The organism is Klebsiella sp. YJ, assembly GCF_002108615.1.
GTDB classification, from domain to species: domain Bacteria; phylum Pseudomonadota; class Gammaproteobacteria; order Enterobacterales; family Enterobacteriaceae; genus Klebsiella; species Klebsiella planticola.
Genome location: NZ_MTEG01000012.1, coordinates 166146 through 179603 on the forward strand (window position 1 = coordinate 166146; position 13458 = coordinate 179603).

At 51.3% G+C, this 13458-nt stretch carries 12 protein-coding genes, 2 tRNA genes and 2 other RNA genes; 10 read left to right on the top strand and 6 right to left on the bottom strand.

Annotated features, from left to right (window positions below):
- Positions 1 to 749: 749 nt before the first annotated feature.
- Positions 750 to 1397, bottom strand: a complete 648-nt coding sequence (locus BV390_RS14295; protein WP_004863410.1) for a YchE family NAAT transporter — start codon at positions 1395 to 1397, stop codon at positions 750 to 752.
- Between the two features lie 475 nt (positions 1398 to 1872).
- Between BV390_RS14295 and adhE the strand changes: the two genes are divergently transcribed.
- On the top strand, positions 1873 to 4551 hold the full coding sequence (gene adhE / locus BV390_RS14305) for a bifunctional acetaldehyde-CoA/alcohol dehydrogenase (RefSeq protein WP_004863415.1): 2679 nt from the start codon (positions 1873 to 1875) through the stop codon (positions 4549 to 4551).
- A 78-nt stretch (positions 4552 to 4629) separates the two neighbouring features.
- Entirely contained in the window at positions 4630 to 4815 is a 186-nt protein-coding gene (locus tag BV390_RS14310; RefSeq protein ID WP_085397051.1) for a hypothetical protein, read from the top strand.
- Between the two features lie 91 nt (positions 4816 to 4906).
- On the opposite strand, the gene tdk is transcribed toward BV390_RS14310, so the two are convergent.
- On the bottom strand, positions 4907 to 5524 hold the full coding sequence (gene tdk, locus BV390_RS14315; protein WP_015584099.1) for a thymidine kinase: 618 nt from the start codon (positions 5522 to 5524) through the stop codon (positions 4907 to 4909).
- 560 nt (positions 5525 to 6084) lie between these two features.
- Here tdk and hns point away from each other — a divergent pair.
- Positions 6085 to 6492: a histone-like nucleoid-structuring protein H-NS gene (gene hns / locus BV390_RS14320; RefSeq protein WP_004863421.1), complete on the top strand. Its 408-nt coding sequence runs from the start codon at positions 6085 to 6087 to the stop codon at positions 6490 to 6492.
- Positions 6493 to 6609: 117 nt separating this feature from the next.
- On the opposite strand, the gene galU is transcribed toward hns, so the two are convergent.
- From galU to rssA, 3 genes are all read right to left on the bottom strand, one after another.
- Positions 6610 to 7512 (bottom strand): UTP--glucose-1-phosphate uridylyltransferase GalU, encoded by a 903-nt coding sequence (galU, locus tag BV390_RS14325; RefSeq protein WP_032687120.1) that lies wholly within the window; start codon positions 7510 to 7512, stop codon positions 6610 to 6612.
- A 196-nt stretch (positions 7513 to 7708) separates the two neighbouring features.
- Positions 7709 to 8722 carry a two-component system response regulator RssB gene (rssB, locus tag BV390_RS14330; RefSeq protein ID WP_032687119.1) on the bottom strand — a complete coding sequence of 338 codons (1014 nt, stop codon included), beginning with the start codon at positions 8720 to 8722 and terminating at the stop codon, positions 7709 to 7711.
- Between the two features lie 90 nt (positions 8723 to 8812).
- The gene (gene rssA / locus BV390_RS14335; RefSeq protein WP_032687118.1) at positions 8813 to 9709 is read right to left on the bottom strand and encodes a patatin-like phospholipase RssA; all 897 of its coding nucleotides are present in this window, start codon (positions 9707 to 9709) and stop codon (positions 8813 to 8815) included.
- A 111-nt stretch (positions 9710 to 9820) separates the two neighbouring features.
- On the opposite strand from rssA, the gene BV390_RS14340 reads away from it, so the two are divergent.
- The 6 genes from BV390_RS14340 (at position 9821) to BV390_RS14365 (ending at position 11884) form a co-directional block, all read left to right on the top strand.
- Positions 9821 to 10279, top strand: coding sequence for a YchJ family protein (locus BV390_RS14340; protein WP_046852334.1), 459 nt, complete (start codon positions 9821 to 9823; stop codon positions 10277 to 10279).
- 43 nt (positions 10280 to 10322) lie between these two features.
- Positions 10323 to 11165: a formyltetrahydrofolate deformylase gene (gene purU / locus BV390_RS14345; protein WP_004863432.1), complete on the top strand. Its 843-nt coding sequence runs from the start codon at positions 10323 to 10325 to the stop codon at positions 11163 to 11165.
- Positions 11166 to 11324: 159 nt separating this feature from the next.
- Positions 11325 to 11409: transfer RNA gene (locus BV390_RS14350), tRNA-Tyr, on the top strand.
- Positions 11410 to 11452: 43 nt separating this feature from the next.
- Positions 11453 to 11584: non-coding RNA, RtT sRNA (locus BV390_RS14355), on the top strand.
- A 37-nt stretch (positions 11585 to 11621) separates the two neighbouring features.
- A tRNA-Tyr gene (locus BV390_RS14360) sits at positions 11622 to 11706 on the top strand.
- A 46-nt stretch (positions 11707 to 11752) separates the two neighbouring features.
- Positions 11753 to 11884, top strand: a non-coding RNA gene (locus BV390_RS14365) — RtT sRNA.
- A 118-nt stretch (positions 11885 to 12002) separates the two neighbouring features.
- On the opposite strand, the gene BV390_RS14370 is transcribed toward BV390_RS14365, so the two are convergent.
- Complete coding sequence (locus BV390_RS14370) at positions 12003 to 12446, bottom strand: Lrp/AsnC family transcriptional regulator (RefSeq protein ID WP_004863438.1); 444 nt, start codon at positions 12444 to 12446, stop codon at positions 12003 to 12005.
- A 108-nt stretch (positions 12447 to 12554) separates the two neighbouring features.
- On the opposite strand from BV390_RS14370, the gene BV390_RS14375 reads away from it, so the two are divergent.
- The gene (locus tag BV390_RS14375; protein WP_032687116.1) at positions 12555 to 13451 is read left to right on the top strand and encodes a DMT family transporter; all 897 of its coding nucleotides are present in this window, start codon (positions 12555 to 12557) and stop codon (positions 13449 to 13451) included.
- The last annotated feature ends 7 nt before the right edge of the window (positions 13452 to 13458 follow it).

The following is a 13458-nucleotide window of genomic DNA, read 5'->3' on the forward strand; positions in this document are numbered from 1 at the left end:
TTGTTACTCCATTCATTATAATTACTGGCTATTTAACCAGCCTGTTTTTTTCCCCTAACGGGATTCTGTACAGTGCAGGAGTTTATGCTGCTGTCAGACTTTACTACTTGCTATCACCGACTTATTTATTACGGCCGCTCAAACGGCGACCTTGGCGTCGATTCTTTTATCCCCTGTGGCGGGGCGGTTTCAGCCGCAACGAGTTATTTAATAATAATTCTCATTTACGTGTATTGTTCAGTGAGCGATCACGGCGGAAAGTACCAAAAGGCCATCTCATCCGCCAATGCAATTTGCAAATATGTTACCGGATTCTCTTTTATGGTTTTCTCTACGCCGCTATCTTGCCCTGTCTTGCGGCGAGAAAATCATTAAAGAATTTAGTTTTCATACAGATACTGTCAACAGCCCGTTATGGATGCCGCGGCACCACGCTGAGATGCATTTTTGTACGAAAATTTAACAATCGGTTATTATTTAGCACATTCATCTGCCCCGGTTATGAAATTACTAATATCATTTCAATTATGCGACGGCAAGCACCAGAGAATGATGTGAAGAAAATAACAGTGGCAAGGGGGTGATAAAAAGAGAGGAAACGTTCGGAAAGTTACATAATCAGCTGATAAATAACAATATTTAAAGACATTACGGAAAGCTATCTTATCGCGTGTTATCCGCTTAATTGATATGTTTTGCTAATAATGAAGCAAACGCGGAGCACCGGGCTCCGCATCGCGCGGGCTCGTTTAACTGACCAGGCCAGGAAACAGCGCTTTTATTCCGGTGACGATAAACTCAATCCCCAGCGCCATCAGCAATAGCCCCATAATACGCGTGATGACGTTGATACCCGTCTGCCCTAACAGGCGCACCAACCACGGCGCCATGCGGAAAATCCCCCAGCAGCATAAGGCAAACAGGGCAATGGCAAGGGAAAACCCTAACAGGTAGGTTACCGTGTGGTAGCGCGTTCCCCAGACGATAGTCGAGCTGATTGCGCCCGGCCCTGCCATCAACGGCAGCGCCAACGGCACGACGCCAATACTTTCACGAATTGCGGTTTCTGATTTTTCCTGCTTGTTTTGCTTATCCTCGCCGAGTTTGCCGCTGATCATCGACATCGCAATCGTCACGACCAGGATCCCGCCGGCAATACGGAATGAGTCAATAGAGATGCCGAAAATTTGCAAAATCGAGTCACCGAGAAAAAGCGACGTCAGCAGAATAATGGCAACCGAAAGATTCGCCGTCAGGTTGGTCTTATTGCGGATCACGGCCGTCTGATAACTGGTCATACTAATGAAAACCGGGATGATGCCTACCGGGTTAACCAGCGCAAATAACCCGATGAAAAACTTGAAGTAAGTTGAAAAATCAAACAACGGTAGAGTCACAGTGCGCTCCGCAGCATCATTAAAAATGGCTGTTGACAGTTAGCCACATAAAATATTCGCGCAGAAGATACGCTTTTTAGCAGCATAATTCATCTCAAATATACGTACAGCGGCGACAAAATGGCATGTTATCTATTTGTTTCCCTCGGTTACTTATTCACTTAGTTTGCATACCAATTATTACACTTGATTTGACTGGTCAAAAAATAGGCTGCTGAAAGGTGTCAGCTTCACGTAAACTTGATCTAAATCACGTAAATTGTACTCAGAAGTGAGTAACCTTGTTCACACCAAAAGAGTGCAGCATAGCGGTACCTGAGAATTAAAAAGATCAAGCTTCTTTAGTAAATCAATGAAGCCAGCGGCGCCAGAAACGGCACCTTAACATTTAGATGCAAGCTGTTAACAGCCTGTCTATACTGTCGAATCGAGCTACTGATTTACTAAAAAAGTTTAACATTATCAGGAGAGCATTATGGCTGTTACTAATGTCGCTGAACTTAACGCACTCGTAGAGCGCGTAAAAAAAGCCCAGCGTGAATATGCCAGTTTCACTCAAGAACAAGTTGATAAGATCTTCCGTGCCGCCGCTTTGGCCGCCGCAGATGCTCGAATCCCTCTCGCAAAAATGGCCGTAGCCGAATCTGGCATGGGCATTGTCGAAGACAAGGTTATCAAAAACCACTTCGCTTCCGAATATATCTATAACGCCTATAAAGATGAAAAGACCTGCGGTGTTCTCTCTGAAGACGACACTTTCGGGACTATCACTATCGCCGAACCGATCGGCATTATCTGCGGTATCGTTCCGACGACTAACCCGACTTCCACAGCAATCTTCAAATCACTGATCAGCCTGAAGACGCGTAACGCGATCATCTTCTCTCCACATCCGCGTGCGAAAGATGCCACCAACAAAGCGGCAGATATCGTTCTGCAGGCTGCTATCGCGGCAGGCGCGCCGAAAGATCTGATCGGTTGGATCGACCAGCCTTCCGTTGAGCTGTCTAACGCGCTGATGCATCACCCTGACATTAACCTGATCCTCGCGACCGGTGGTCCAGGCATGGTTAAAGCAGCTTATAGCTCCGGTAAACCGGCTATCGGCGTAGGTGCAGGTAACACTCCGGTCGTTATTGATGAAACTGCAGACGTTAAGCGTGCGGTCGCTTCCGTACTGATGTCTAAAACCTTTGATAACGGCGTTATCTGTGCGTCTGAGCAGTCAGTGGTCGTTGTTGACTCCGTCTATGACGCCGTTCGCGAACGTTTCGCCAGCCACGGCGGCTACCTGCTGCAGGGCAAAGAGCTGAAAGCCGTTCAGGACATCATCCTGAAAAATGGCGCGCTGAACGCGGCAATCGTAGGTCAGCCGGCATACAAAATTGCTGAACTGGCAGGCTTCACCGTTCCGGCTACCACCAAGATTCTGATTGGTGAAGTGACCGACGTTGATGAGAGCGAGCCGTTTGCTCACGAAAAACTGTCTCCGACGCTGGCCATGTACCGCGCGAAGAACTTCGAAGATGCTGTTGATAAAGCTGAAAAACTGGTGGCAATGGGCGGTATCGGTCATACCTCTTGCCTGTACACCGACCAGGACAACCAGCCGGCTCGCGTTGCCTACTTCGGCCAGATGATGAAAACCGCACGTATCCTGATTAACACCCCGGCTTCTCAGGGTGGTATCGGTGACCTGTACAACTTTAAACTCGCGCCTTCCCTGACTCTGGGTTGTGGTTCCTGGGGTGGTAACTCCATCTCTGAAAACGTTGGTCCGAAACATCTGATCAACAAGAAAACCGTTGCTAAGCGAGCTGAAAACATGTTGTGGCACAAACTTCCGAAATCTATCTACTTCCGTCGTGGCTCACTGCCAATCGCACTGGATGAAGTGATTACTGATGGTCACAAACGCGCGCTGATTGTGACTGACCGCTTCCTGTTCAACAACGGTTATGCAGACCAGATCACCTCCGTGCTGAAAGCATCCGGCGTTGAGACTGAAGTCTTCTTCGAAGTTGAAGCTGACCCGACCCTGAGCGTAGTACGTAAAGGTGCGGATCTGGCTAACTCCTTCAAGCCGGACGTTATCATCGCCCTGGGCGGTGGTTCCCCGATGGATGCCGCGAAAATCATGTGGGTCATGTACGAACATCCGGAAACCCACTTCGAAGACCTGGCGCTGCGCTTTATGGACATCCGTAAACGTATCTACAAGTTCCCGAAAATGGGCGTGAAAGCGAAGATGATCGCCGTCACCACCACTTCCGGTACCGGTTCTGAAGTTACGCCATTCGCAGTTGTTACCGACGATGCAACCGGTCAGAAATATCCGCTGGCTGACTACGCGCTGACTCCGGATGTGGCGATTGTCGATGCTAACCTCGTGATGGATATGCCGAAGTCCCTGTGTGCTTTCGGTGGTCTTGACGCCGTGACTCACGCCCTGGAAGCCTATGTTTCCGTACTGGCATCTGAGTTCTCCGACGGCCAGGCTCTGCAGGCGCTGAAACTGCTGAAAGAGTACCTGCCAGCGTCCTACCACGAAGGTTCTAAGAACCCGGTAGCACGTGAGCGTGTGCACAGTGCAGCGACTATCGCCGGTATCGCGTTTGCTAACGCCTTCCTCGGCGTATGTCACTCCATGGCGCACAAACTGGGTTCTCAGTTCCATATTCCGCACGGCCTGGCTAACGCCCTGCTGATTTGTAACGTGATTCGTTACAACGCGAATGACAACCCGACCAAGCAGACTGCATTCAGCCAGTACGACCGTCCGCAGGCACGCCGTCGCTACGCTGAAATCGCTGACCACCTGGGTCTGAGCGCACCGGGCGACCGTACCGCAGCGAAAATTGAAAAACTGCTGGCATGGCTGGAAAGCCTGAAGGCTGAACTGGGTATTCCTAAGTCTATCCGTGAAGCTGGTGTACAGGAAGCTGACTTCCTGGCCCACGTTGACAAGCTGTCTGAAGATGCATTCGATGACCAGTGCACCGGCGCAAACCCGCGCTACCCGCTGATCGCCGAGCTGAAACAGATTCTGCTGGATACCTTCTACGGTAACGAGTTCAGCGAAGGTGAAACTGCCGCGAAGAAAGAAACCGCAGCCGCACCAAAAGCCGATAAAAAAGCGAAGAAATCTGCTTAATCGACTCTGATAACGCTGGTAAAAAGCCCCATCTCCGGATGGGGCTTTTTTTTATCCCCTTCCGCCAGAGAAGATGAGATGAGCGATAGCAAACGCTTTTTCCTGATGCGCATTTGCGACCTGGGTATCCACGATACCGCTGGTAGAGCTTTGTTTTCGGCGGCACAGGAGCACAATCAGGGTCGCAACGCCCTCATGCCGTTGATACCCGGCCAGGAGAAGTCCATCACGGAACATCGGCAGCAGCAAGCGTTTCAGGCGTAACCAGTTCTGGATAAAAGTCAGGGTATCGGTTCACGGCAGGAAGACGCAGCAGGCGCCATACAGGCGCCTGGGAGGGGAATGATCTGTACGATTAGCAGGGGCGATGTTTACTCTGCACCCGGGTCAGCGAGCCTTCACTTAAGGCTTCTTTATAATGTTTACGGCAAACGGAAACATAGCGTTCATTCCCGCCAATCACCACCTGCTCACCTTCATTATATGGCCGCCCTTCCTGATCGAGACGCAGCACCATGCTCGCTTTACGTCCGCAGAAGCAGATCGTTTTTAATTCAACCAGCTTATCGGACCATGCTAATAAATACTGACTACCAATAAACAACTCGCCACGGAAATCCGTACGCAGGCCGTAGCACAACACCGGAATATCCAGGCGATCGACGACTTCAGACAATTCATGTACCTGCTCGCGGGTCAGAAACTGACTCTCATCCACCAGGACACAATGAACAGGCTGTTGCGCATGTTCGGCCGCAATATCGCTAAAGAGCGAGGTTTGAGGGTTAAACAGCCGGGCTGGCGAGGAGAGACCAATTCTTGAACTGACCTTACCTGAACCAAAGCGGTCATCAATCTCGGCGGTATAAACCAGGGCACGCATGCCTCGCTCTTGATAATTGTATGACGACTGTAACAAAGCGGTCGACTTACCTGCATTCATTGCAGAATAGTAGAAATAAAGTTGAGCCATCGGCTGCATCACCCCAATCAGTGTGTTTTATCGCGGCAAAATTGTAGCATATTTTCCCGTGCTATCCCCCCTTTCAGCATGGGTATAGCGGCATACGCTATGCTCGTCCCCCCCTGCTGATAGATTACGCTTTTTTAATTGAATGCGGGTGCCGGCAATTTGTACAGCCCTCCTTGTTGGCCCCCTACGATTGTCCTTTTGTGCGAATCGTAGCAGGCGCCAGCCCGCTATAACGTTTTTTGCTCACCCGATTATATTAAAGATTGCCGTTACTAATACGCTAATACTCAAGAGGGATATTTATCCCTGCAAAGTATAATTTTACTCCCGGGCAACAGAGAAAAGCATACTATCTCAGGGTTTTAGCGCAGGATTCAGGTCAGGCTATAAGCAAAAAAGATGTGAAGTCGCACGTAGAATTTAACTTAAATTAATTAATTACCACGACAAATAACAAGTAATTTTGAATTCCTTACATTCTCCCCTATTGCACATCTGATTATATCGCTCTATTATTACTCCAACAAACCACCCCACAATATAAGTTTGAGATTACTACAATGAGCGAAGCACTTAAAATTTTGAACAACATCCGTACTCTTCGTGCGCAGGCAAGAGAATGCACCCTTGAAACGCTAGAAGAAATGCTGGAAAAATTAGAAGTTGTCGTTAACGAACGTCGCGAAGAAGAAAGCGCTGCAGCTGCAGAAATTGAAGAGCGTACTCGTAAACTGCAACAATACCGTGAAATGCTGATTGCAGATGGTATTGATCCGAACGAACTGCTGAGCACCATGGCGGCAGTCAAAGCGGGTACCAAAGCTAAACGCGCTGCGCGCCCGGCTAAATACAGCTACGTTGATGAAAACGGCGAAACCAAAACCTGGACAGGTCAAGGCCGCACCCCGGCAGTGATCAAAAAAGCCATGGACGAGCAGGGTAAAACCCTGGACGATTTCCTGCTGTAATCGATCAGCTGTATTTGAAAAATCCCGCTTCGGCGGGATTTTTTTTATCTGCGTCCGGCGATATAAAAAAACCGGGAAACGAAATTCGCTCCCGGTTTATCATTATGCTGAAAACGATTACTTAGCTACTGCTTTTTCCAGCCAGGCTTTAAAATCTGCGCCGAGGGATTTATGGCGCACGCCATATTCCACAAACGCCTGCATATAGCCCAGTTTATTACCGCAGTCGTGGCTCTTACCTTTCATATGATAGGCCTCAACCGTCTCTTTCTCGATCAGCATGTCGATCGCATCGGTCAGCTGGATTTCATCCCCGGCTCCCGGAGGCGTTTTTGCCAGCAGCGGCCAAATGTCCGCGCTCAGCACATAGCGACCGACGACAGCAAGGTTAGACGGCGCCACATCGGCTTTCGGCTTCTCAACCACACCCACCATCGGGACGCTTTCGCCCGGCTGCAGGGACTCGCCTTTACAGTCGACAACGCCGTAGGCGGTAACATCAGCGACAGGCTCAACCATAATCTGGCTGGATCCTGTTTCATCAAAACGGGAGATCATTTCGGCCAGGTTATCACGGGAAAGATCCGACTCGAATTCATCCAGAATAACGTCTGGCAGAATAACCGCGACCGGCTCGTCACCCACCACCGGGTGCGCGCACAGTACCGCGTGGCCCAGACCTTTAGCCAGACCCTGACGGACCTGCATAATGGTGACATGCGGCGGACAAATAGACTGAACTTCTTCCAGCAGCTGACGTTTAACACGTTTTTCCAGCATCGCTTCCAGTTCAAAACTGGTATCGAAATGGTTTTCGATAGAGTTTTTAGACGAATGGGTCACCAGAACAATTTCAGTAATTCCGGCTGCGATGCATTCGTTAACAACGTACTGAATTAAAGGCTTATCTACCAGTGGCAGCATTTCTTTCGGAATAGCCTTGGTGGCGGGTAGCATCCTGGTACCTAATCCCGCAACCGGGATAACAGCTTTTCTTACTTTAGAATTAAGGGCAGCCATTGAAATCTCCTGGACTGTTCGTTTTTTAAACTTTTCGTTAATAATAACGTGTCGAGTATATCAGTCCACTCAGGCAAACCTGGTCTGAAAAGGTTTGTGTTCCCTCGAATTAGGACTTTACTTATAAAACGCAATGATAGTACCACCGCAAAAGATTACCCGGTAATCCTACCAGCTTAAAAAAACAGGTAATTGTTCATTCCGCAGACAACATCAGTCGCAAACGCCCTCCGGCCCCCCAAATTTGGCACTGCCATGATGCGCAGCGCTGGCTAATTTGGTTGAGATAAGCGTTACCCAATGTCCCTAACGGAACGCCATTGCTAATCTGAATTTGATGTTCTCCGGTATTGAGTGTGCCATTCAGACCTGCGGATACCAATATCAAATTTTTCAGACCGCTATGGTAATAACCCACCAGCAATGGAAATTGCCCAGGTAAATTGGCCTGACGCAGTAATTGGTTAACCTGTTTCAACAGGCTCCCCATTTCCGGCAGGCGCTGCCCCTGATGGGCCAGCTGCTCCTGAAGCAATCCATTAAACAAAGCCCGCAGCAACAGCGCCGCCAGCACCCCATTATCTCCTGCTCGTGTGACATCCAGACAATAGAAGGCCAGATCATTTTCTGATAATGGCGCAATATCGAGCACCAGACCGGGTTTATCCGCCGACACCAGTTGACGATAATGAATACGGCACTTCGAAATTTCTTGCTGTACCGGAGGCTGAAGCTCCTGCAGCAGCCTTGACGCTGCGGTAGGGTCGCTAACCAGCGCGTCCCAGTCCTCAAACAACCGTTCTTCTTCCTCAACCCGCGAGTTGAACATATTGGGATACAGACAGGCATACACCGTTTCCCGCAGGCGGTTGAAATCTTTTACCGGCTTTAGCAACACATCCTGGACGCCAAGGCGCAACGCCCTGGCAATATCGGCCATATTTTCCGTTGCCGAAATCATCAGAATCGGCAGCGTTTCGCCCCGGTTGCGTAGCTGCTCCACCAGCTCAAGACCATTCATTCGCGGCATAGAGATGTCGCAAATCATCAGGTCGGGTTTGGACTCGGCCATCTTCTGGAGCGCTTCCACGCCATCCCCCGCCAGTGCCGTTGTCGCGCCCAGTGAGGTTAGCCAGGAGTGCAAGAGTGAGCGGAAAACGGCTTCGTCTTCAACTATCAGAATCAGTTTTCCCGCCAATGGCTGCGTCATGATCTCTCCTCTGGCTGACGATAGTTAAATAGTGGCATGCAATTCACACTATCGCCTGTCAGAATTTACTTAAGTCCTGGTTAAATGGCGTCACACCGCAGTGCGCACCAAGGGTAGTAGCTCATCCATCTTCTTTTCAACCGCCTGATGTCCGGCAGCAATCGCCTCACCGGCACGATGAAAATCAAGCGTGGATATTTGTGGGCAAAAAGGCTGCAGCAGAATATCGGGAGGATCGCCCGCCATCCGATTGCGTTTCAGGCGATTTTCCAGCACCTGAATAGAGGTCGACATAATCTCCATCGCCGTTGGCGTCGCCGCGCGACGGGAGGTCATTCCGCTCAGACGCGCGCGAATCCTCGCATGCCAGGAAAAATCTTTGTCTTCTTCAGGCTGAGGTTTTTCAATGGACCACAAATCCTGCTGCATCAGATGCGCATCGTGCTGTAAGTCGACGGCAATCACGATATCCGCCCCCAGCGCGCGCGCCAGGGAAACCGGAACGGGGTTGACTACCGCGCCATCGACCAGCCAGTAGCCATTATGCATGACCGGTGACATCAGGCCCGGCATGCTGCAGGAGGCGCGCACGGCCTGGTGCAGATCGCCCTCGGTAAACCACAATTCGCGGCCGGTGCTTAAATTGGTCGCCACCGCAGCAAAGCGACGGTCGCAGCGCTCAATATCGGAGACGGGCAATACCTGTCGGAACTGATTGAATACGCGCTCACCGCGCAGCAGGCCACCGCGACGCCAGGAAAGATCCATCAACCGCAGCACGTCCCAGTTACTAAAAGAGGAGACCCATTTCTCAAGGACCGGAAGCCGATTGCAGGCAAAGGCGGCCCCCACCAGCGCACCGATTGAACATCCTGCGACGATATCAATTTCAATGCCCGCGCGCTGTAGCGCTTTAATCGTCCCTATATGCGACCACCCGCGGGCAGCTCCCGCCCCTAACGCCAGACCAATTTTAAGCTTTCTCATTATGACCGATATACTTCCTTCCACTCCGAGCATGGCATCATTGCCACAGCTCAGTTAACATAAAACACTTTGGCGCCGATGCGCCGTGATTCTTTTTCCATGGAGGCCGCTTTGTCGCCATTATGCCCTTGTGGCAGCGCTCTGGAGTATAGCTTATGTTGTCAGCGATATCTGACCGGCTCGTTGCCCGCACCGGATCCCTCACAGCTGATGCGATCTCGCTATAGCGCGTTTGTCATGAAGGATGCCGATTACCTGATCGCCACCTGGCACCCTTCCTGCCAGCCACAGCACTTCCGGGACGATCTGGAAAAGGGGTTCGCTAAAACGCAGTGGCAAGGCTTAACCGTATTTGCTACCGATGAAGGCCGTCACCCCAACGAGGGATTCGTCAGTTTCATCGCGCGATACCACGACGATAACCGCCCCGGCGCGATTATTGAACGTTCCAGATTCTTAAAAGAAAATGGACGGTGGTATTATATCGACGGCACACGACCGCTGATTGGTCGTAACGACCCCTGCCCTTGCGGTTCAGGTAAAAAATTTAAAAAATGCTGCGGCCAGTAAAGCTGGCGCCGGCAATAGCAAACACTACAGGATTTTCCTCGCGATGCATTCATTACAACGTAAAGTACTACGCACCATTTGCCCTGACCAGAAAGGACTCATCGCGCGTATCACGAATATTTGTTACAAGCACGAGCTGAATATCGTGCAGAACAACGAGTTTGTCGATCACCGTACCGGTCGCTTCTTTATGCGTACCGAACTGGAAGGTATTTTTAATGACGCCATTCTGCTCGCCGACCTTGATAGCGCGCTGCCGGAAGGCTCTATACGCGAACTAACCCCCGCTGGCCGCCGTCGCGTGGTGATCCTGGTCACCAAAGAGGCACACTGTCTGGGCGATCTGCTGATGAAAGCCAACTATGGCGGCCTGGATGTTGAGATTGCGGCGGTCATCGGCAACCATGAAACCCTGCGCTCGCTGGTTGAACGTTTTGATATTCCGTTCCAGCTGGTCAGCCACGAAGGACTGACGCGCGAAGAACACGACAAGCTGATGGGCGACGCCATTGAATCCTATGCGCCGGATTATGTGGTGCTGGCGAAGTATATGCGCGTTCTGACGCCGGAATTCGTTTCCCGCTTCCCGAACCAGATTATCAACATTCATCACTCCTTCCTGCCAGCCTTTATTGGCGCCCGTCCTTATCATCAGGCCTATGAGCGCGGCGTGAAGATCATCGGCGCTACCGCCCACTACGTTAACGACAACCTGGATGAAGGCCCGATCATTATGCAGGATGTAATTCATGTCGATCACACCTATACGGCGGAAGATATGATGCGCGCGGGGCGCGATGTTGAAAAGAATGTGCTGAGCCGCGCGCTGTATCAGGTTCTGGCTCAGCGCGTGTTTGTTTACGGCAACCGAACGATTATTCTTTAATCGATAATGAAATGAACTGGTTAGCATTAGACCTTTACGCGTAAATTTCAGGCAACCAGTTTAATTTTATCAACGGAAAGCTTTACAGGGGCGCATCATTTGATATGATGCGCCCCGCTTCCCCAGAAGGAAGCAGGCCAGTATTATGCATTACCCCGTGGTGGGGTTCCCGAGCGGCCAAAGGGAGCAGACTGTAAATCTGCCGTCATCGACTTCGAAGGTTCGAATCCTTCCCCCACCACCATTATTCACCACAGTAATGTGGTAACCCCGGCAAATCTCAGCAAGGTTTGCACTTGTCGGGAAGGGTAAGAACCTTCGATTAAGGTTCGACTCGAGCGCAAGCGAGAGAACGTTGCCGCAGGCAACGGCCCGAAAGGTGAGGCGCGAAGCGACGAATAATCCTTCCCCCACCACCATTCACTCCGCTGAATGTTGTCATCTGAAATTACCCCTGGTGGGGTTCCCGAGCGGCCAAAGGGAGCAGACTGTAAATCTGCCGTCATCGACTTCGAAGGTTCGAATCCTTCCCCCACCACCATCATCTTCCCGTAACTTCTCAGCTAAATTCATCGCGTTTGCACGCTATTCTGCCCATGCAGGGAAGGATGAGAAACTTCGATCAAGGTTCGATTCGAGCGATAGCGAGAAAGCGTTGCCGCAGGCAACGACCCGAAGGGCGAAGCGCAACGCGCTGAGTCATCCTTCCCCCACCACCATCATCTTCCCGTAACTTCTTAGCTAACCTCATCGCGTTTGCACTCTATTCTGCCCATGTGGCAGTTAGCTCCGAATCAAGCAAAATCGTTAACACATTGATACTGCTATTCAGTGACGTTACATCGGCGGCAGACGGCGGGTTACCGGCGAGCTTTTTACTATCGAAGTATTACACTGGGCATGTTCTGCCAGGCCATCCAGCAGGGTATCAAGCTGCGCAATATCCCGCACCACCAGGCGCATCACGAAACAATCCTCGCCCGTAACCTTGTCACATTCGATACATTCTGGCATTGCCTGGATATATTTATCGACCTTCTGCAGCAAGCCCGGCAGCGGTCTGACGCGGACCAGCGCCTGCAGGGTATAACCGAGCGCCGCAAGGTTAACCCGGGCGCCGTATCCCTGAATCACCCCGCGCTCCTCCAGTCGCTTCACCCGCTCTGCGGTACTGGGTGACGTCAACCCCACCCGCGCGCTCAACACCTTGAGCGATATGCGCGCATCTTCCGCCAGACAGGCCAGAATGGCGCGGTCGATATTATCAATTAAGTGTTCCATTCGTTTTACCTGATAAATAAAAGCAATACTCGCCTTTTACCTTAGATCATGCATATCAACCTGTCAGCAGATTAACGACAATATTGGCATCATCACGGAGGTAGAAAAATGGCACATACAGTAACGGGCGTCTGGCAAATGAGTCTGGCGATGATCATTTCGGGTTCGATCGGCGCCTTCGTTTTACTCTCCGGCTTGCCGGTTATCGATGTGGTCTTCTGGCGTTGCCTGATTGGCGCCCTGACCTTACTGGGGTTTATCTCTTTCAGCCGCCAGCCGTTCAGCCAGCTCACGCGGCTAACGTTGCTGCTGGCGATCCTCGGCGGCATCGCGCTGGTCATTAACTGGCTGCTGCTGTTTGCCGCTTACGCCCGAATTTCGATTGGCATGGCTACCGTGGTGTATAACACTCAGCCGTTTATGCTGGTACTGATGGGGATGCTGACTGGCGAGCGGGTGACGCTGATGAAATGGGGCTGGTTAACATTGGCTTTTTTCGGCGTGGTCGTCCTGCTCTCCAGCGAGCTGATGCAGGCTCATGGCAGCCAGCTGGCTACGGGTATTGCGCTGGCCCTTGGCGCCGCCTTTTTCTACGCCTTAACCGCGATGATCGCCCGCAAGCTGCGGCCGCTTCCGCCTCAGCATATTGCCTTTATTCAGGTTATCGTCGGGACAATCATGCTGCTACCGCTGGTTCACGCCCCCGATGTCACCGCCGGGTTCCCCTGGCGCTACCTGCTGATTCTGGGCATTGTGCATACCGGTATTATGTACCAGCTGCTCTACAGTGCGATTCAGAAACTGCCGACGCCCATAACCGGTTCGCTCTCCTTTATCTATCCGCTTGTGGCGATAGTCGTCGATTATCTGGTCTTTCACCATGCGCTGACGCCGGTGCAGTTGGTCGGAGGCCTGCTGATTCTGTTTGCGGCGGCGGGAAATAATCTGGGCTGGGGCGACGGGCTAGCGTCGGGCCACAAAAAACCCCGCCAAAGCGGGGTGTGATCTGCCG

What these genes read in the sequence shown, in the direction of transcription:
- rssB (WP_032687119.1), bottom strand. Translation starts at nt 8,722, where the DNA reads ATGACGCAGCCATTGGCGGGAAAACTGATTCTGATAGTTGAAGACGAA.
- galU (WP_032687120.1), bottom strand. Translation starts at nt 7,512, where the DNA reads ATGGCTGCCCTTAATTCTAAAGTAAGAAAAGCTGTTATCCCGGTTGCG.
- hns (WP_004863421.1), top strand. Translation starts at nt 6,085, where the DNA reads ATGAGCGAAGCACTTAAAATTTTGAACAACATCCGTACTCTTCGTGCG.
- tdk (WP_015584099.1), bottom strand. Translation starts at nt 5,524, where the DNA reads ATGGCTCAACTTTATTTCTACTATTCTGCAATGAATGCAGGTAAGTCG.
- adhE (WP_004863415.1), top strand. Translation starts at nt 1,873, where the DNA reads ATGGCTGTTACTAATGTCGCTGAACTTAACGCACTCGTAGAGCGCGTA.
- BV390_RS14370 (WP_004863438.1), bottom strand. Translation starts at nt 12,446, where the DNA reads ATGGAACACTTAATTGATAATATCGACCGCGCCATTCTGGCCTGTCTG.
- BV390_RS14375 (WP_032687116.1), top strand. Translation starts at nt 12,555, where the DNA reads ATGGCACATACAGTAACGGGCGTCTGGCAAATGAGTCTGGCGATGATC.
- rssA (WP_032687118.1), bottom strand. Translation starts at nt 9,709, where the DNA reads ATGAGAAAGCTTAAAATTGGTCTGGCGTTAGGGGCGGGAGCTGCCCGC.
- purU (WP_004863432.1), top strand. Translation starts at nt 10,323, where the DNA reads ATGCATTCATTACAACGTAAAGTACTACGCACCATTTGCCCTGACCAG.
- BV390_RS14310 (WP_085397051.1), top strand. Translation starts at nt 4,630, where the DNA reads ATGAGCGATAGCAAACGCTTTTTCCTGATGCGCATTTGCGACCTGGGT.